The organism is Candidatus Methanoperedens nitratireducens, assembly GCF_900196725.1.
In the GTDB taxonomy this organism is placed as follows: Archaea; Halobacteriota; Methanosarcinia; order Methanosarcinales; family Methanoperedenaceae; genus Methanoperedens; species Methanoperedens nitroreducens_A.
This window is the reverse complement of sequence record NZ_FZMP01000044.1, coordinates 13,470-31,533: the sequence shown is the minus strand read 5'-3', so window position 1 is coordinate 31,533 and position 18,064 is coordinate 13,470. Positions and strand designations below refer to the sequence as shown.

The window sequence follows — 18,064 nt, the reverse complement described above, 5'->3', positions numbered from 1 at the left end:
CCTTATTGGTTTTATTGTTGGTTAATAAAAATAAAATTATTTCGGTTTTGCTTTTTCATTACATGCCCATATATCTAAAATCGGACTCAATGCCTTCGACTTGCTAAATATATTGCATTCAGATTATCCTCATAGCATATATACCTTGTCGCTTCAGAGCGTGTCGATTTTAATTTTTATTAGAGAGAGCAATTAATTATCGTGGCAGAGAAAGAAATATAAATAATTAAATTAAGTAATTAAATATGGCTTAATTAGAGCCCGGCTATTTTTGCTGTACAGCACAACCCCGCAATCTAACGAATACAACAAGGTTTAATACCCCATATAACAATAACATAAATGGGGTGTAATTATATGGGAGTTGTTGAATCTTTAGATGCTACTGTTGGCAGCATAATAGCATTTCTGCCAAATTTAGTTGCTGCAATAATCATACTAATTATTGCATGGATTGTAGGAAGAGCTGTTGGTAAGCTGGTAAGCTCCGGACTGGATAAAGCCGGTGTTGATGACGCATTGAGAAAAACAGTTATTGGGAAGTACATTGAATCATCGGGAACATCAATACCTCACGTATTTGATTTAATAATAAGATGGTTCATATATATTATAGGCATCATGGCTGCTGTCAATGTTCTCGGGATAACTATGCTGACCTCTTTCACACAGAGCGTGGTATTGTATATTCCCAACCTCATAGCAGCTCTGATTGTACTGATAGTCGGGTTCATACTTGCCGATTTCGTCGGTGATTTTATCAGAAGGACGGGGACTGAATCGGGGATGCCGTATATGGGCATTTTCTCAACAGCGATTCAGATATTCCTGTACTTTATAGTACTAATAATTGCACTTGACCAGTTGAGGATTAATACCAGTATTATTTACGTATTCGCAAATGCTCTTGCCTGGGGAATTGCAATAGGCGCTGGCGTAGGTATCGGAGTTGCCTTAGGTTTCGGTTTAAAGGATAGAATGCCACGGTTGCTGGAGAGTGTAACAGGAGAAGAGGCAAAACAAGAAGCTAAACGGAAGTTACAGAAGATGGAAGAGGCAGCCCGTCCTCCACCTGAACCTTCTCCAAAACCTGTCAGGAAACCTGGGGCAGTAGCGGAGTAGCGGAGTAGATATCAGTTACCTATTACTGTTGCAGCAGGTAACTGACTGAATTTTTTATATGTTGATAGCAAAGCTTATCAACCCTTAGTACCAAACATAAGAATGGGAGGTTAGATAATGGACTTATTAACAACTATAGTCGTAATCCTCTTGATTCTCTGGCTATTAGGAGTTGTCAGCTCTAACACAATCGGGGGTTTGATCTATGTGCTGTTGATCGTAGCTATTGTCCTGATACTGGTCAGAATCATTCGAGGACGTCAGCCGGTATAGTCGCTCATGTTTGAGCGTCTGAGATGCTATTAAAAACAACATAGAATCAGCACCCGGGTAATGGTAAATATCTGGTGTGAGATGATAAACTTGGTATAGAAAAGAGAATGGTTTATTAAATCCAGTATAAACCAAAACATATTAAGAAATGAAAAAAAACAATAAAATGAATATTAGCTGAGAGCAGATAGTAAATTTGGGGAGGAAGAACAATATGGCAAAAAATAAAGTGGTATTTGGAATATATACCACAAGGGTCGGGGTTGAAGCGGCTGTTGATGCCCTGAAAGCAGCAGGTTTTCAGAGCGACGATATCTCGGTACTCATGTCTGAAAAGGTAAGTACAAAAGAATTCGCAACCGAGAAACATACAAAGGCTCCGGAGGGCGCTGCCGAAGGTGCTGGAGCCGGAATTGTCATCGGAGGGGTTCTGGGATGGCTGGCAGGAATTGGCGCACTGGCAATCCCGGGTGCCGGTCCGTTCATAGCTGCGGGTCCGATTATGGCAGCGCTGGCTGGTGCAGGCGCGGGTGCTACGATCGGCGGGATTGCAGGAGCCCTTATCGGCATGGGCGTTCCCGAATATGAAGCAAAAAGGTATGAAGGGCTGGTAAATAAAGGCGGGATATTGCTCTCCGTTCACTCCGATAGTTCAGGGGAAACAAAGCGCGCTAAAGAGATTCTGGAGCGTACGGGTGCAGAACATATCTCTTCAACTACAGAGGCTAAAGCTGAGCATGGTGAAAAGGAACGTATTGAAAGGGAGCGTGCTGAAAAGGAGCGCATTATTGAAAGAGAGAGAGTGGTGCCTTATCCGGCTCCTGCTGAAGAGGCCCGTGAAGAGTAGTCATATGAAGACCTCTAATATCTTTTGGGCAGAAATAGAAAAGTAAGTATTAGCAGAGTATAGGGGGGCGGGTCTCCGATCCCCTTCGCCTGCAATCCGGATATCATTTTTTTAGATGATATTTGATTAAGCTTAAGCATAAGCTTTAACTAAAAGTAGAATCATTAAGCAGTACAATAATTAATTAGAAACAGACGGCAGACTTTATGGTACTGGACAAACTGGGTGGCTCTCTCCAGGACGCCCTCAAGAAACTCGTTGGAGCAAGCAGGATAGATGAGAAGATAGTGGATGAGGTAGTCAGGGATATCCAGAGAGCCCTGTTGCAGGCTGATGTGAACGTAAAACTTGTAATGGCGCTATCCCAGAAAATAAAGCAGCGCTCCCTCAAAGAGCCCCCGCCCGGCGGGATGAGCCCGAGGGAACATGTGATACGCATTGTTTACCAGGAACTGATAAACATACTTGGAAAGAGCGCAAACGTCAGGCTGGCCCCGCAGACAATAATGATGGTGGGTCTGCAGGGAAGCGGCAAAACTACAACAACAGCAAAACTGGCGCGTTATTTCCAGAGGAAAGGATTAAAAGCAGCAGTAGTATGCGCGGATACGTTCAGGCCTGGAGCCTATGACCAGTTAAAAACCCTGTGCGACAGGCTGGGAGTCTTTTTTTATGGCGAGAAGGATGTGAAGGATGCCGTGGCTATCACGCAGCGGGGACTTGCCGCGATAGAGAAATACGACGTTAAGATAGTCGATACCGCCGGAAGGCACGCCCTTGAGAAAGACCTGATAAAAGAGATGGAAGATATTCATCAGGTAGCTCATCCCGATCATAAACTGCTTGTCCTTGATGCTGCTATGGGACAGCTCGCAAGCGAACAGGCAAAGGCTTTCAATGCCTCCATCGGGATAACAGGCGTGGTCATAACGAAACTTGACGGTACTGCCAAAGGCGGAGGTGCGTTATCCGCCGTTTCCGAAACCGATTCGGCTATTGCTTTCATCGGAATAGGAGAAACACCTGACGACTTTGAAAGGTTCGAAGCGGACAGGTTCATCTCCCGTTTACTGGGCATGGGAGATATCAAATCCCTTATCGAGAAAGCCGAAGAGACCCTGAAAGGCGAAGAGCTGGATATGGAAGCCATGCTGAGCGGCAGGTTCACACTGAAGGACATGTACAAGCAACTGGAAGCTGTGAACAGGATGGGACCTCTCAAACAGGTGATGCAGATGTTACCTATGGGCAAACTCGGGCTTGGAACGAACATCTCTGATGACATGTATAATGTTACGCAGGAAAAATTGAACAGGTACAAGTATATCATGGACTCCATGACCGATAAGGAACTGGAAGACCCGAAACACATAAATAGTTCAAGAATCACACGGATCGCGCGTGGTTCCGGAACAGAGTATGAGGAAGTACGAGAACTCCTGAAATACCATAAGATGATGCAAAAAACCATGAAAGGTCTTAAAGGTGGAAAATTCAACGTCCAGAAAATGATGAAAAAATTCGGAATGTAAGTTATCGCACTTGAAAAAAGTTATATACTAAAACATCTATTAAAATATACAGGCCTAATTTTGAAGGAGGCTAAAAAATTGGTTACGGATTTAAAAGAATTTGCGAAAACCGCTAAACCCTCTGTTGCTGTGGTCGGGCTGGGTGGAGCTGGTTGTAATATAACGACTTGGATTGCTGAAAAAGGAATGACAGGTGGCAGGATTATTGCCGCGAACACCGATGTTAATCATCTTCATGTCCAGAAAGCCGATAAACTCGTTCTGCTTGGTGAAAAACTGTGCAAAGGGCACGGGTGCGGAGGCTACCCTGAAATGGGAGCCCAGGCTACCAGGGAAAATGTTACTGAACTGAGAGCCGAGCTTGAAGGGACGAACCTTGTATTCCTTGTAGCCGGACTGGGCGGAGGAACCGGGACCGGTGCTATACCAGTAGCTGCAGAGATTACACGCGAGATGGGCGCCCTTACAATAGGATGCGTTACTATCCCGTTCACGATTGAGATGGCAAGAAGGGAGAAAGCGAGGGAAGCTATAAACCTGCTTGCTTCATCCTGCGACTCTGTTGTAATTATCGATAACTCAAAATTAAGGGAAGTAGCTGGAAACCTCCCGTTAAAAGAAGCTCTTAATGTTGCAAATGCGCTTGTCGGAGCTTTCGTAAAGAACCTCACCGATACCATAACCCAGCCAAGCCTTGTTAACCTCGACTACGCAGACCTTCGCGCAGTAATGGAGCGCGGCGGAGTGTCGTCTATCGGAATAGGCGAGGGCGATGGCATGGACAGGGTCGGGAAGGCTGTTGCGCAGGCAATCAGCACACCACTGCTTGATGTCAGGGATATCTCGGCAAGCTACGGCGTTCTTGTCCATATCGTCGGAGGCGAAGACCTGACGCTGGAGGAAGTCGCGGTCGCAGGCGAATTGATAATGGATAAGGTCCCGAATACAAAGAGGATCATCTGGGGCGCGAAAGTGGATAACACCCTGACCGGCAAGGTCCGTGTAATGGCGGTACTGACAGGTGTGGAAAGCCCGTTTATAGCCGGAGAGTCAAGCCATGCCAAAAAAGAAGTCGAAGAGCCGGCACCTGAACCTGAACCACCGGCGAGACCGAAGATAGAACCTCCAAAACCAAAGCCAGTTGTAAAAGTTGAGACGCCAAAACATGAGATCAAGAAAGAAGAGAAGAGCAGCAATTCTTATATCTGGATTGGCTTAATTCTCCTGATAATATTGATCCTGCTCTGGTACTTCATAAATGGTGGAATAGGAATTTAGGTTGGTTGTTTCGGTAACAACCAGAGCCTCCTTTTTTATTTTTTTACAAATGGATAAGATATTATTACACTTTAAAAATCTCTTTCAGGCTGAGAACTTCCGTTTTCATATGTTTTGCGTCTAATCCATTTCTTTTACATATATTGCAGAGTGGAAAGTCATCTGTAAGAACCAGTGCATTATTTTCTTTCGCAGCTAAATCGAAGTATCAGTAAATCCAAATTTTACTACTTCTGGAGAAGTAAGAATCTCAGCTTTTGTTATATATTTTTCATCGATTTTCTCAAGGTTTGGTCTATTTTCTTCTATAAATTCAGAAAACCTATTTTTTAACTGATCAGCAAAATTTGATACTTCAGACAAAACTTGCGGAGTTACTATGATTTTTCTTTTTGCAACGAATTGGTAGAGTAAATCATAATCATTAGAATCATATTCTGAAAGCCTTTTGAAGTTATTTATCGCGTTTTTGTCATATAACCCCATTAAAAGTAATAATAATGGGCTTGTATCTATGACTATTACTTGTCCTTTATCAAGTAATTTCTTTGACATAAAGAATGTCCCCGGTGCTGTCTGCTACTGCTACCTCATATGATAGTGGTTCTTCTTCAAAGACATTTTGGATATCACATTTAACTATCCATGTATTATCTGAGAGTAGTTCAGATTTTTTTCAACACTTCTGACCTCGAACATAAATTTGATTTTTTTAATACTTGTGAAATACTCTCTAACTACCATTGTTGCTTCTTTTGCATCCATATAACCACCAGTAACTCTTACACATAGAAGTTATTAACTCTTTTGTTATTTTTTACCTTTAATCCTGGAATTCAGTGTACTCTACTATATTTTTCAAACCATAAGCTTTTAATTGCATCATCGCCTTACTACCCCCATTCTTTGGAGATTATTTTATGTTAAAAGAGGCTTCGCAGTACGATGCAAAAGTCGTTGAACAGAATATCCAGAAATTCTGGGAGGATATGGATGCTTATTCGCGTGTAAGGGAATCCAGGAAGAACGGAAAGAAGTTCTTTTTCGTAGACGGGCCGCCCTACACCACAGGCAGGATCCACCTGGGAACAGCCTGGAACAAGATAATCAAGGACTCGGTACTGCGCTACAGGTCAATGAACGGCTATCATATCCTTGAGCGTGCCGGATGGGATATGCACGGACTCCCGATTGAAGTGAAGGTAGAAGGAGTCCTTGGATTCAAATCAAAGAAGGATATCGAAAAATACGGCGTAGGTAATTTCGTGGCTAAATGCAAGGAATTCGCGTTAACCCACCGCGATGAGATGACGCTCCAGTTCAAGAACCTGGGGGTATGGCTTAACTGGAAAGACCCGTACATGACGCTGCGCGATGAATATATAGAAGCTGCATGGTGGACGCTGAAACAGGCGCATCAAAAAGCGCTTCTTGAGAAAGGATTGCGGGTCGTGAACTGGTGCCCCCGGTGCGAGACGGCTATAGCAGATTCCGAGGTTGAATATGCAGACGAGACCGATCCTTCGGTATATATAAAATTCCCGCTTGCAGATGAGGAAAATACTTTCATAGTGATATGGACAACCACGCCCTGGACGATCCCTGCCAACATTGCAGTTGCTGTGCATCCGTCTTTTGAGTATGTAAAAGTCAGGGCTGTTAAGGACGGGAAAGAAGAGATACTGATAATGGCGGCGCAGCTTATGGAAAATGTCCTGAAACAGGGGAAGTATAAGGATTATGAAGTACTTGATACCATGCTCGGTGAGGATGTGCGTATCGAATACCTGCATCCCCTGAGCGATAAGGTACCGAAGCAAAAGGATTTTCCGCATAATATTTACATGGCGGATTTCGTTACTGCGGAGAACACAGGATGCGTTCACATAGCGCCGGGTCACGGTATTGATGACTTCGAGCTTGGCGTAAAGAATAACCTCCCGATATTTTGCCCTGTCGGACCCGACGGCAGGTACACCGAAGAGGCGGGAGAGTACAAAGGTATGCACGTAAGGGATGCCAATAAAGTCGTGCTTGATGACCTGACAGGGAAAAACCTGCTCCTGGCGAGCGGCAAGATCACACACAGGTATGGTCACTGCTGGAGATGCAAGACACCGATAATCTACCTTGCGACCGAGCAGTGGTTCCTGCGCGTTACCGACCTCAAGCAGAAAATGCTTGAGGAGATAAAAAACGTCAAATGGTATCCCGACTGGGCAGGTTCTGCCCGGTTTGCTGACTGGATAGCAGGCTCGCGCGACTGGTGCATATCGCGCCAGAGATACTGGGGAATCCCTATCCCCGTATGGGTATGCGAATCCTGCGGAGAGATAGAGGTCATGGGAAGCATGGATGAGCTCAGGAGCCGCTCAGGGGTCCCGAAGCTGGAAGACCTTCACAGGCCGAACGTGGATAATATCCATATCAAATGCAAATGCGGAGGAAAGATGGACCGGGTCCCGGACGTGTTCGATGTGTGGTTTGATTCTGCCGTGGCATCGTGGGCTACGTTGAACTTCCCGCGCGATGACAAAACTATAAAAGAATGGTGGCCTGCGGATTTCATCACCGAAGGTCATGACCAGACACGGGGCTGGTTCTATTCGCAGCTTGGCGCAAGCATGGTCTCTTTCGGGAAAGCACCGTACAAAAGCGTACTGATGCACGGCTTTACTCTGGATACCGAAGGCAAGAAGATGTCAAAGAGCCTCGGCAACGTCGTATCACCTGAAGAAGTGGTCGCAAAATACGGTGCAGAATCACTCAGGTTATACGTCCTTTCGCAGAACGCGCCGTGGGATGACCTGAAATTTAGCTGGGATGAGGTCGGGAATGCGCACCGGATGCTGAACATCCTCTGGAACGTCTACCGCTTCCCGCTGCCGTACATGATCCTTGATAAGTTCAACCCGCTTGCAGGCAAAGTGACGGAGCTGCCGTTACGTCCTGAAGATAAATGGATACTCTCGCGGGTACAGTCGCTCATAAAACAGGTAGATGCAGAGATGGTGGAATACAACCTCCATAAAGCAACGCGCCCGATATCCGAGTTCATTCTCGAAGACCTCTCACGCTGGTATGTCCAGCTCATAAGACCCAGAACGTGGCGCGAAGCGAACGATCCGGATAAGCTTGCTGCTTATTATACCCTGTACGAAACACTTGTCACGGTCACAAAGCTCATAGCGCCTTTTGCGCCCCATATCTCAGAAGAGATGTACCAGAACCTTGTACGCAACGTTGATGCGGATGCGCCGGAATCAATCCACCTTTGCGACTGGGTAAAACCAAGGGAGGAGTTCATTGATACAGAGCTTGAGGTCAGGATGAATATAATCAGGGAGCTCGTCGAGGCGTCATCCAATGCAAGGCAAAAGTTAAAGCGCAAACTGAGATGGCCTGTTAAACGGATTATCGTAGCGCCAAAAAAAGATGAGGTCGCCGCAGCAGTTGCAAGCCTTGAATCTGTGTTAAAAGAGCAGACAAATGCCAGGGATATCATATTGCTCCCGGCAGGCAAGCCGTGGAAAGAACTCGGCGTAGAAGTACTGCCAGTCCATGCTGCGCTTGGCCCGACATTTAAGAAAGAAGCAGGTAAAGTGATCGCCGAATTAAAGAAAGCCGATGGCAGGGAAATAAAGAGAGCAATCGAAGAAACAGGCAGCTTTGAACTTGGGAACTGGACTATAACCAGGGATATGGTCACTTTCAAGGAAGTAATCCCGCCTGCCATTGCCCAGGCAAGCTTCTCTGTCGGGGATGTTTATGTTGATACCGAACTTACGCGGGAGATAGAATCCGAGGGTTATGCGCGTGAGGTTATCAGAAGAATACAGGATATGAGAAAGGAATTAGACCTCGCCGTAGAAGAAGGGATAGAAGCATCAGTGGAAATCAAGGATACCCGGGTAGCTGAGCTTGTATCCGAAACGAAGGATTTCATTGCAGGCGAGGTGCGGGCAAAGTCGCTTTCGATAGGCACGGATGTTAAAGTTGAAGGCGATCTTGTTAAGGATTGGGATGTTGAGGATATCAAGATGAAAATGGGGATAGCGAGGATACGATAGTAAAATCTTAGAGCGTGTCTGAATATTCCTTCATGTAGCAGCAATCCAGGAGTTTCAGTGGTTTTAACAGCTGGCCGTCTAATACAGCAGCACTCGGTTCTGGCTCTCGGCCATCTAAAACTCGGAGTTCGGTACACAAGGCAGCATCCGCCAGGCACAACCTGAACGCAATACATAAAATATAGCACTCAATATCTTTCGGTCTGTAAAGATAATTCATCTGGTTGATGGGTTTGGAAGGTTAAGAGCGAGAGATAAGGGTGTTGGTGTTACTGGTTGCTATGCTGTTTTATTATAGGATTGACGAAATACAATGGCACGAATTATACTCAGAATTGTCTTTAGATAAATAAACATGATCATTATAATTAATATTCGTTATAATTAAGAGAAAGCTTTATATACAAGTTATTGCTTGATAGGCGTGGTAGGTGGTCAGGAAAACTATGAAAGAGAACTATTTCTCTTTTATATTTATCAAAACCATGCTTTAAAAAATCCGAGATGCATGGGGTTTGCCCGCAAGGATAGTGGTGAAAATGCATCATAACATCGGTCGCAGAAAAAGCGATTTTGTTGAAACGAAAATGAGAGGCAATTTAGATGATAAATAAAAAAATAGAAATTAAAAATGGACTGGTAGCCCTCGGTTCGATGTTGATTATTATCTTTTTAATATTTCCTGCATCAGCAGATACACCGAAAGGTGACTATTCTGAAGAATCTACAGAAATAGTAAATGATGTATATGAAGAAAATGCGGTTAGTAGTGAGATGACCAGCAAAATTATAGAAAAAATAGCAAACAGGGAAAACATTCCTAGTGGAAGGTTAGAAGTTTTAAAAGCTGAAAAAGCAAAATTTGAAGTAACAAACAAAGAACTAATCGAAGTAAAAGTCGTTGATAAAGAGTCAGGAGACATATATGGAATCTCCGTAGATACTAAAGGAAATGAAGTCAATAAAAATACAGTTGAACAACAGGAAGAGGTTGCTTATAGACAGATATATGGAAAGCTGACAAAAGAATTACATGAAGAATTGTTAAGTAAAAACAATGCAGATAAGACAAATGTAGGTATATGGTTATCTGGTGGCACTGATGTTGAGCAAAACAAAGGAGAAAAAGATTCCATAGCCAAACATGAAGCTATAGAGGCACCGATAATAGCTGAAATTAAAAAGAAAGGAAAGATAAGATATGCCAGTCAATATGCACCTTTAATATACGCTGAATTGAGCAAAAAAGCCATAGAAGAACTGGAGGCGAGGGGAGATGTCGAGGTCATTGACAAAGAAGGAATAGCAAAACCAGAAATCAATTCTTCAGTCCCGACGATTAGGGCTAACCTGGTATGGCCTTATGGAATAACTGGCTATGGAGTAAAAGTTGCGGTGGTGGAAGATGATGGCATAGCTTTTGCCAATCCTTACATAAAAGATGGAATATATTATAAGCCTCTAACGCCCAATATTGATTTTCATGCAACTGCTGTTGCCGGAGTTATCGAAAGTACTCATTCAACATATAAAGGCGTGGCACCTGGCGTCGATTTGCTCAGTGCAAATTCACTAGATTATTATGAATCGAGCTTGATAGCAGCTTCAGATTGGGCATTAAGCAAAGGTGCAAATATTTTGAGTCTGAGCTGGGGAATTGAAAGCGATGGACGTTTGCACGTAATGGACAAATATTATGACTATGTAGTTCCGCGATGGCCTTATCCAACGATTGTTAAGTCTGCAGGAAATACAGCAGGGCTCATCACAACACCAGGGAATGCCTGGAATGTAATAACAACGGGTGCAATAGATGATTGGAACACAGCAAGTTGGTTCTCTCCGAATGACGTAATGGCATGGTATTCCTCATACATAGATCCATATTCACAACATTCTGATAGAGAAAAACCAGAGGTAGCCGCAGTAGGAAGCAGAATAACCAGTACAAGTACAGGCTATCCATGGATAGAAGGAGAATATGATGGGACCAGTCTGGCTGCACCGGCAGTTGCAGGCGAAGCCGCATTATTGATGAGCAATAACTCATCACTTAAATCATGGCCCGAAGCGGTAAGAGCCGCGATTTTCGCATCTGCTATTCACAATATAGAAGGAAGCAGTAGATTGAGTGAATATGATGGAATGGGAGCTGTTGTTGCCAGTGAAGCATACAAAGTTGTGGCAAATAATCAATTAAAATATGGTATGATCTATTCAACGACAAGTTATCCTATAAATTACACATTCTATGCGCCTTCAGGTAAGAAAGTACGGGTAGCAATAGCATGGAATTCGAGATCGAAAGGACCACATGGTAGAGATACGCTTAAAGTAGATCTCGATTTACGTGTAAAAAGCCCTTCTGGAAATTACACAGGATATTCATTGTCTTATGATAACAACTATGAGATTGTTGAATTTTATTCATCAGTTTCCGGATACTACACAGCAGAAATAATTAAATCCAGATGGGATGCCGGTTATTCGTCCGAACGTTTAGGTTACGCCTATTCTATAACTTGAATGCAGGAACAAATAAAGTCATAAATTTAAAATTAGGAGATTAAAAAGAACAGCATATGAGTATGTTTCACGATTTTAAACCGCACCTAAAAATTCGATATATGCATTGGAATTTGTCTGGAAACAGATAGCGCGGCAAATGCATTAGAACAGTAAACGAACAAAAAGATTGAATGAATTGAGAAAATAAAGAAAAGAAGAGAAATAAAAACGTGGGAGAAGAATATGAACAAAAAGATATTTTTAGTAGCGATATTGTCAGTACTGTTGTTGACAATATCCGTGGTAGCCGTAAACGAGAATGCAAAAAGAGAAATTGCGCCTGAAGACAAAACTCCTGTACAACCTGGCGGAAAGGAGTTGAGTAGTCCAGCCTTTCACGAGATGCAGTTCACATCCAGCACAGCTCTTATTGGTATGAATGCCGGACAAACAAGTTTACTGACGCAGTTTGTATCTTGCCCAGTCACCTGTGAATTTACTGCCACCTTTTCCGCAGAAACTAATACAGGCTCTGCAAACACATTATCTATAAGAGTTTTGGATAATGGAGTAACAGTTCCTCCAGGTGCCGTTTTTTTGATCAAAATTCTGAAGAAGATGGATGGCAGGCGCATAGCTTTACTTTCGGGAAAACTCTTACCGCGGGAGTCCATAATATAACGGTCCAAGGGTCTGGAGCCGGCACATCCCTGTTCTTCAAATCGTTGAAAACCGATATAGAAGAATTGCCATAAATAAAGAATTAAAAAATTGATGACAGAGCAATCTGTTATCAATCTTTTTATTTTTTCGTATGCTTGAGGAAGATTTGATACGATCCACCGGTGAGGTGGAACTTAGAAACCTTTGATATCATCATTACGCTTGACTATTTCCAATATCCAGCCGGAGACCTTCAACTTAAGATACCTTCAGGATCTTTGATACAATTCCTGAATCCGGCAAATGCCTCTATCCATAGCTGCATACTTTTTATGTTATAGTTTCCAAAGAAACCATTCCAAAATCTCCTTATCCTGCATTCGATATCTCCAAAAAACCGCTCAATAGCGCTTCTACACCCAAAAGATACAACGGTATAACTTTTGAATTCGGTCTTTTTAAGTCTTGAAGGGAAAATAAAATATGTATAAATGTGATCCCTTCCTTACTTCGTCCCACCTGCCTCAAAGCAGCCTCATTCTTTTCAAGAAAGACTCACTAACTTAAAGATAGCTTTTAGTTGATTTACAATTTACGGGCTATAAGAAGGTGCAGCTTTAGCCGTTTTCGCCCTCAACTCCGCACTCGCCCTGTACGCAGCAACAATCGCCCCGAGCAGGATAGGGGCTATAAAGAACCCTGCAATCCCGCCGACAAGACCGCCCCCGATGAATGCTATGATGATAAGCATCGGGTGCATGTTCGATTGATAGTTGATAATGTACGGTCTTATGAGGAGTTCGGGAGGGATTATTACCACCAGTAAAGAAACTATAAAAAAAACAGTCGCATTCTCGCTTCCCAATTCAATGTATCTATAGATCACAAGCGGTATAACCACCATCCAGCCTGCAAGGAACGGGACTATGGAGGCAATGAGCATCAGGGCGGAAAGCGCAAGTACATTGGTAAAACCGAATGCCCAGAAAACGATCAATGACAAAAGCCCGGTAGCAATCGCACTGTAGAAATTTCCTATGAATAATGCGGAAAGAATTCCGTCAAAGTGTTTTATGAATTTCCGGGAGAAATCATTTACTTCATGGGGAGTTATGTCTATTGCTTTATCAATAAGCCTGCTGCCGTCGACCAGCAGGTAAAAGCAGAGTATGACCGCTATCAGGATATTAATTGCAAAAAGCACAAGAGTGTAACCGATTTTTCCAACAGGCAATTGCTGTATTATCGGCAATATGTATGAAGCGAAGTTCGAAATAATATCTATGGTCTTGCTGCGTACAAATTCAGGCAGGTCAAGTCTTCCCACAAGGTTAATTAAAACCCCGGTAACATAATCCTGGTTATTTATCACCCAGACCATGTAGTTGAATATCTCGATGATACCCAGCCCGATGATAAGGAAAATGGGAATGACAATAGCACCTGTGGCAATATACGGGGATAATCGTGGGGCTCGCCTGTCGATAAAGTACTTAAGCGGTCTTGCGACGTATGCAAGGACCAATCCCATGATTATGCCATCCAGCAGCGGGAGAATAATATACATGAACGTGGCTGCGGTCAAAAAGATAATAAACGCCAGCGCAATAGTCCATTTATGTTTTATTAAAGTTGATACTCCGTCTGAAGCTTGAGTGTTCGGCATTTATACTGGGTAATGTTTTCAGGGAATATATAATTACTCTAATAGTATAGTATTCAAATTAAAAGATGTGTTCTTCCAGGATATGTCGATAATGGGCAGGCGGTATAAGCGAAATGAACGCCTTCTCCACGACCTCACTTAATGACGGATGGATGTGCATTCCATTAAGGATGGGAGAGAAGCTCTGCTCGGGAGTGTACATGAGGTTTACGACCTCCTGTATGAGGACAGATGCATGGGGGCCGATTATATGCGCACCCAGAATCCTGTTCGTATTAACTTCCACGATCACTTTCACAAAACAATGTTTCACTTCCATGGCTTCGCCTTTGGCTGTATCCTGGTACATGGAAAAACCTATGAGGACATTTTTCTCTCCATATTTTTCTATGGCTTCCTTCTCCTTCAAACCCACACCCGCTATTTCAGGATATGAGAAAATAGCATACGGGACGGCATGATAATCAGCCTTGACCTTTTTCCCGAGAAACGCATTCGAGAAGACGACGCGGGATTCATAGTTCGCCACATGTTTGAAAAGGTACTTTCCATCCGCGTCCCCGAAAGCCCAGATATTCGGCTTTGAGGTCTCAAAATACTCATTTACAACTATCCATCCCTGACCGTCTGTTTTTATCCCGCCCTTCTCCGGGTGGAGTATGTCCGTATTTGAAGCCCTTCCCGCAGCGACAAGTATTTCATCAGCAACAAGCTCGATGTTTTTCTCGCTGCCTCTTTGCTGCGCGATTATCTTTTTCTTTCTGCCGGCTGCCTGTACCTCAATGATCTCATGATTTGTAATAATGTCCATGTACTTTGACATCCCTCTCCTTGCCAGTTCTGAGGTCTCCGGCTCTTCGTCAGGCAGGAACCTGGGGTTTCTCCCTATGATGGTTACCTTTGAACCCATGGCTGAGAAAAAATGGGCATACTCTGCTGCAATGAACCCGCCTCCCATGATGGCGATGCTTTCCGGAAGTTCATTCATTTTCAACACAGTATCGCTTGTATGATACCCCGCTTCGGCAAGACCTTTTACAGGCGGTATTTTTGGTTTTGAACCCGTGCAGAGAAATATCATCTTTGCAGTGATCGTCTCAGTACCTACTTTTATTGTATAGGGTTCAACGAATTCGGCAAAGTCCCGGTAATAATCTATGTTCGGGCTGCTCGATAAACCCCTGCGTATCGCGTCTATGTCTTTTGAGATCTTGCCTCTCATCCTTTCCATTACTTTTTTAAAATCAATGCTTTTTAACTCCACACCGATGCCGAACTCTGCTGCACGCCCTATTTCCCGAACGAGTTCAGCGGGATATAGCAAAATTTTGGAAGGTATGCATCCCCGTGTCAGGCATATGCCACCGGGTTCGTCTTTATCAATGATCGCGATCTTTATTTTGACATGCGTTTCGGCTATAGGGCTGATAAAGTTCATTGAAGAGCCAGTCCCTATAACTATCATATCGTACTCTTTCAATATTTACCCTCCAAATCTTGACCTGTAAGACAGGATAATCACCAGAACCCCGATGAGCATAAGCACCCAGAACAATATTTTCTGCGCTCTTTCTTTTATCCCGAAGTCCAGAGTGAAAACACGGAAACCGTTCAGCGCATGAGGGACGGCGAGTAGAAGCAGGATAAAGAACGCTGTAGCTGTCGGGACAAATAAAAAATTAAATGGCGTGTTTATCCCGTGAACCCATGCGACGTGCATGAACAGATATATCACCAGCAGGAACCCTGTGATACGCTGAAGCAGCCATGCCCACATCCCGGTTCCGTATGCCCTTTCTTTCTCCATGGTTACCTTATTATTTTCAGTCTATGCATCATGATGCGTCTCATGAAATGCGTGATTGCATTGGTCGGAGGTACCTGTTTGGGGCACACTTCGACGCAGCGGTAGACCTCATCGCACGCCCATACGCCCCTCTTCAGGTCTACCCTTTTTAGGATATCTCCGACGTTCTTGTTCCGTGTGTCAGCGTAAAAACGCCAGGCTTTTGCAAGCGCTGCAGGTCCAAGATATTCCCTGTCCCTTGATGCGACAGGACATGAGCTATAGCACATGCCGCACAGGATACAGGCAGCATACCTGTCTACTTTTTTAATTTCTGTTTGCGACATCGGCGTTTCTTCCAGAGGCCTTGTATTATTGTCTTCAAACCACGGCCGGATATACTCATAATGTTCGAAGAAAGGCTTGAGGTCTACTATCAGGTCTTTAATTACAGGAAGGTTCGGGAGCGGCTCTACAAGGATGTAATCTCCTGTTTTTACAAGAGGTCTTACGATAGGACCGTACGCAGCCGGGCTTATAACCTGTTCGTTTGCTATCTCAGCTACCTGCGTGCGGCATGCAAGCCTGTGCTTCTTGTTTATGAGCATGGAGCTTGAGCCGCATACCCCTCCGCGGCAGGAATACCTGAAAGCAAGAGAGCTATCCAGCTCATCCTGTATCTGGAAAAGCCCGTCAAGCACTGACATCCGGGGCCTGACCTTTACTTCGAAAGTATCGTACCATATTTTTTTCCCGTCAAACCTTCTAATCTTGAACTTCATTATCTAACCCGTTACCTGTATAGTTTCTTTTTCTGGTTATATAAAGCACATGGTAGTGCAGGATTATGCGATAAAAAGTATGAACAGTAGTATAGACGGGATCATTACCATCAGCCATAATGAACGGTTGTACTGCCAGACTTTTGCACCATCAAGCGGACCGAAAGGTATCATGTTGAACACCCCAAGGAACACATTGATAAAGGCGCTTCTTATTAAGACCATACTTGCAAAGCTACGAGGCGCAACGAAAAATGTAGCTATTAAAAATAATATGGCAAGTACCAGGTTCACGACCGCGCCGGAGGCAGAAATATACGCAAGCTCCTTTGTGGCTTGATGGGAATCCCGGTAGCGGTCTTCAAGAGGGTTGTAATAGACCCTTTTACCACGAATCATCACCGCGCCTGGTGCTGCGAATACGAAACCCCCGTTTGTTGCTAATGAAAGACCAAGCGCCATCATAAGCCCCATTGGACTTGCTTCATAATCCGCGGCATAACCGTATCTCTGAGCCGTAAATTTATGAGCCAGCTCATGGAGAAGAAAACCAGTTCCCACGCCAAAAGCCGCTGCCAACAGCGCCTGAGGGATCAGGTTCGGGTATGTGAACGCTATTGTCAGCACGAGTAAAGAGGCTACAAGATGTACTATCTCTCGTAAGCTGGTTCTGCTCATGTGCCTTAAATTAATTTGAGCATATATAAACTATACTTTAGAGCCGGGTTTGGGAGAACAGGTTATCAGACAGTAAAGCATTTGGGTTTTGAGCAGTGGACATTTTAAATTTCTAGTAAGCATGCCTGAGTTTAGCAGCAGTCGGTTCAGTAAAATGAAAAGGCTCTCAAGGTAGCCTTGACAGGACCACTTCAAAATCACTTTTCTTTAATTTCTTCAATGTTTTATGCCAATCATACAAAAACAATACTAATCCTGAAAGTGCAATAAGCTCAAAAAATTCATAGGTTGTATAATCCGCCACATCTTTCTCAAACCCTTCAAGAAATTCATGGAGAAACATAAAAAAACCTGCAACTAATATATATATAGTATTTCTGTTGAAACTTTTTCTTTGTGGAATTGCACTATTTGAATCAGTTACGCTCTTTTTTGTGAATTTCAACGCAAGCGTTATTTGTATACTAAGATAAACCGCTACCAGGATAAGTATTGTAATAATTGATTGAATAATTCTGTATAGGGTATAATCATCAATTATACTTCCTAACAGCCTATCCATGAAACATGGTTATGTTTTATTTATTTATAACGATTTCGTAACAGTGTTGCAGGATTGGGCTGGGTCTGGTAAAAGGTTCTATTCAACCTTACAAGAAGTTGACCGTATCATATCAACATTTAACTCGTTTATTAAGGAATGGATGCAGCAGAAAAAAAACTATCCAGAAAATAACAGCGCCTATTAAAGCATTTTTCAAATCCAGAATATTATTATGTGGAGAATATTTTAGAATAACGGCTATAATAAAATAAGTTACCGATGCAATAGAAGCGGTGAGATAAAGACCCGTTTTTT

Annotated in this window: 16 protein-coding genes and 1 pseudogene; 8 read left to right on the top strand and 9 right to left on the bottom strand. The window is 43.5% G+C overall.

Annotated features, from left to right (window positions below):
- The first annotated feature begins 357 nt into the window (after positions 1–357).
- From MNV_RS04345 to ftsZ, 5 genes are all read left to right on the top strand, one after another.
- Positions 358–1,122, top strand: coding sequence for a mechanosensitive ion channel family protein (locus MNV_RS04345; protein WP_179293801.1), 765 nt, complete (start codon positions 358–360; stop codon positions 1,120–1,122).
- Between the two features lie 117 nt (positions 1,123–1,239).
- Positions 1,240–1,395: a lmo0937 family membrane protein gene (locus MNV_RS18940; protein ID WP_143311629.1), complete on the top strand. Its 156-nt coding sequence runs from the start codon at positions 1,240–1,242 to the stop codon at positions 1,393–1,395.
- 214 nt (positions 1,396–1,609) lie between these two features.
- Positions 1,610–2,242, top strand: a complete 633-nt coding sequence (locus MNV_RS04340; protein WP_096204148.1) for a general stress protein — start codon at positions 1,610–1,612, stop codon at positions 2,240–2,242.
- Positions 2,243–2,448: 206 nt separating this feature from the next.
- Entirely contained in the window at positions 2,449–3,774 is a 1,326-nt protein-coding gene (locus MNV_RS04335; RefSeq protein WP_096204147.1) for a signal recognition particle protein Srp54, read from the top strand.
- Positions 3,775–3,852: 78 nt separating this feature from the next.
- Complete coding sequence (gene ftsZ / locus MNV_RS04330; RefSeq protein ID WP_096204160.1) at positions 3,853–5,052, top strand: cell division protein FtsZ; 1,200 nt, start codon at positions 3,853–3,855, stop codon at positions 5,050–5,052.
- 195 nt (positions 5,053–5,247) lie between these two features.
- Here the strand turns inward: ftsZ and MNV_RS04325 are convergent, their stop codons facing one another.
- Complete coding sequence (locus MNV_RS04325) at positions 5,248–5,607, bottom strand: PIN domain-containing protein (protein ID WP_096204146.1); 360 nt, start codon at positions 5,605–5,607, stop codon at positions 5,248–5,250.
- Between the two features lie 84 nt (positions 5,608–5,691).
- Positions 5,692–5,817 carry a hypothetical protein gene (locus MNV_RS20495; RefSeq protein WP_256999943.1) on the bottom strand — a complete coding sequence of 42 codons (126 nt, stop codon included), beginning with the start codon at positions 5,815–5,817 and terminating at the stop codon, positions 5,692–5,694.
- Positions 5,818–5,972: 155 nt separating this feature from the next.
- Here MNV_RS20495 and ileS point away from each other — a divergent pair, with 155 nt between their 5' ends.
- A complete protein-coding gene (gene ileS, locus MNV_RS04320) occupies positions 5,973–9,122 on the top strand; it encodes an isoleucine--tRNA ligase (RefSeq protein ID WP_096204145.1) in 3,150 nt (1,049 codons plus the stop codon).
- A gap of 41 nt (positions 9,123–9,163) precedes the next feature.
- Here the strand turns inward: ileS and MNV_RS04315 are convergent.
- Positions 9,164–9,323: pseudogene (locus tag MNV_RS04315) on the bottom strand (transposase); the annotation flags it as partial.
- A 402-nt stretch (positions 9,324–9,725) separates the two neighbouring features.
- Between MNV_RS04315 and MNV_RS04310 the strand changes: the two are divergent.
- Together MNV_RS04310 and MNV_RS04305 are read left to right on the top strand one after the other, a co-directional pair.
- Entirely contained in the window at positions 9,726–11,648 is a 1,923-nt protein-coding gene (locus MNV_RS04310) for a S8 family peptidase (RefSeq protein WP_096204144.1), read from the top strand.
- Positions 11,649–11,873: 225 nt separating this feature from the next.
- Complete coding sequence (locus tag MNV_RS04305; RefSeq protein WP_096204143.1) at positions 11,874–12,311, top strand: hypothetical protein; 438 nt, start codon at positions 11,874–11,876, stop codon at positions 12,309–12,311.
- Positions 12,312–12,885: 574 nt separating this feature from the next.
- Here MNV_RS04305 and MNV_RS04300 read toward each other — a convergent pair.
- From MNV_RS04300 to MNV_RS04275, 6 genes are all read right to left on the bottom strand, one after another.
- Positions 12,886–13,959, bottom strand: coding sequence for an AI-2E family transporter (locus MNV_RS04300; RefSeq protein ID WP_096204142.1), 1,074 nt, complete (start codon positions 13,957–13,959; stop codon positions 12,886–12,888).
- A 58-nt stretch (positions 13,960–14,017) separates the two neighbouring features.
- The gene (locus tag MNV_RS04295) at positions 14,018–15,439 is read right to left on the bottom strand and encodes a dihydrolipoyl dehydrogenase (RefSeq protein WP_096204141.1); all 1,422 of its coding nucleotides are present in this window, start codon (positions 15,437–15,439) and stop codon (positions 14,018–14,020) included.
- A gap of 3 nt (positions 15,440–15,442) precedes the next feature.
- Positions 15,443–15,766: a succinate dehydrogenase gene (locus tag MNV_RS04290; RefSeq protein ID WP_096204140.1), complete on the bottom strand. Its 324-nt coding sequence runs from the start codon at positions 15,764–15,766 to the stop codon at positions 15,443–15,445.
- Between the two features lie 2 nt (positions 15,767–15,768).
- Complete coding sequence (locus MNV_RS04285; protein ID WP_096204139.1) at positions 15,769–16,527, bottom strand: succinate dehydrogenase/fumarate reductase iron-sulfur subunit; 759 nt, start codon at positions 16,525–16,527, stop codon at positions 15,769–15,771.
- A 63-nt stretch (positions 16,528–16,590) separates the two neighbouring features.
- The gene (locus tag MNV_RS04280) at positions 16,591–17,205 is read right to left on the bottom strand and encodes a M50 family metallopeptidase (protein WP_096204138.1); all 615 of its coding nucleotides are present in this window, start codon (positions 17,203–17,205) and stop codon (positions 16,591–16,593) included.
- A 166-nt stretch (positions 17,206–17,371) separates the two neighbouring features.
- A complete protein-coding gene (locus MNV_RS04275; RefSeq protein WP_096204137.1) occupies positions 17,372–17,767 on the bottom strand; it encodes a hypothetical protein in 396 nt (131 codons plus the stop codon).
- Positions 17,768–18,064 lie beyond the last annotated feature (297 nt).

What these genes read in the sequence shown, in the direction of transcription:
- MNV_RS04345 (WP_179293801.1), top strand. Translation starts at nt 358, where the DNA reads ATGGGAGTTGTTGAATCTTTAGATGCTACTGTTGGCAGCATAATAGCA.
- MNV_RS18940 (WP_143311629.1), top strand. Translation starts at nt 1,240, where the DNA reads ATGGACTTATTAACAACTATAGTCGTAATCCTCTTGATTCTCTGGCTA.
- MNV_RS04340 (WP_096204148.1), top strand. Translation starts at nt 1,610, where the DNA reads ATGGCAAAAAATAAAGTGGTATTTGGAATATATACCACAAGGGTCGGG.
- MNV_RS04335 (WP_096204147.1), top strand. Translation starts at nt 2,449, where the DNA reads ATGGTACTGGACAAACTGGGTGGCTCTCTCCAGGACGCCCTCAAGAAA.
- MNV_RS04325 (WP_096204146.1), bottom strand. Translation starts at nt 5,607, where the DNA reads ATGTCAAAGAAATTACTTGATAAAGGACAAGTAATAGTCATAGATACA.
- MNV_RS20495 (WP_256999943.1), bottom strand. Translation starts at nt 5,817, where the DNA reads ATGGATGCAAAAGAAGCAACAATGGTAGTTAGAGAGTATTTCACAAGT.
- ileS (WP_096204145.1), top strand. Translation starts at nt 5,973, where the DNA reads ATGTTAAAAGAGGCTTCGCAGTACGATGCAAAAGTCGTTGAACAGAAT.
- MNV_RS04310 (WP_096204144.1), top strand. Translation starts at nt 9,726, where the DNA reads ATGATAAATAAAAAAATAGAAATTAAAAATGGACTGGTAGCCCTCGGT.
- MNV_RS04305 (WP_096204143.1), top strand. Translation starts at nt 11,874, where the DNA reads ATGAACAAAAAGATATTTTTAGTAGCGATATTGTCAGTACTGTTGTTG.
- MNV_RS04300 (WP_096204142.1), bottom strand. Translation starts at nt 13,959, where the DNA reads ATGCCGAACACTCAAGCTTCAGACGGAGTATCAACTTTAATAAAACAT.
- MNV_RS04290 (WP_096204140.1), bottom strand. Translation starts at nt 15,766, where the DNA reads ATGGAGAAAGAAAGGGCATACGGAACCGGGATGTGGGCATGGCTGCTT.
- MNV_RS04285 (WP_096204139.1), bottom strand. Translation starts at nt 16,527, where the DNA reads ATGAAGTTCAAGATTAGAAGGTTTGACGGGAAAAAAATATGGTACGAT.
- MNV_RS04280 (WP_096204138.1), bottom strand. Translation starts at nt 17,205, where the DNA reads ATGAGCAGAACCAGCTTACGAGAGATAGTACATCTTGTAGCCTCTTTA.
- MNV_RS04275 (WP_096204137.1), bottom strand. Translation starts at nt 17,767, where the DNA reads ATGGATAGGCTGTTAGGAAGTATAATTGATGATTATACCCTATACAGA.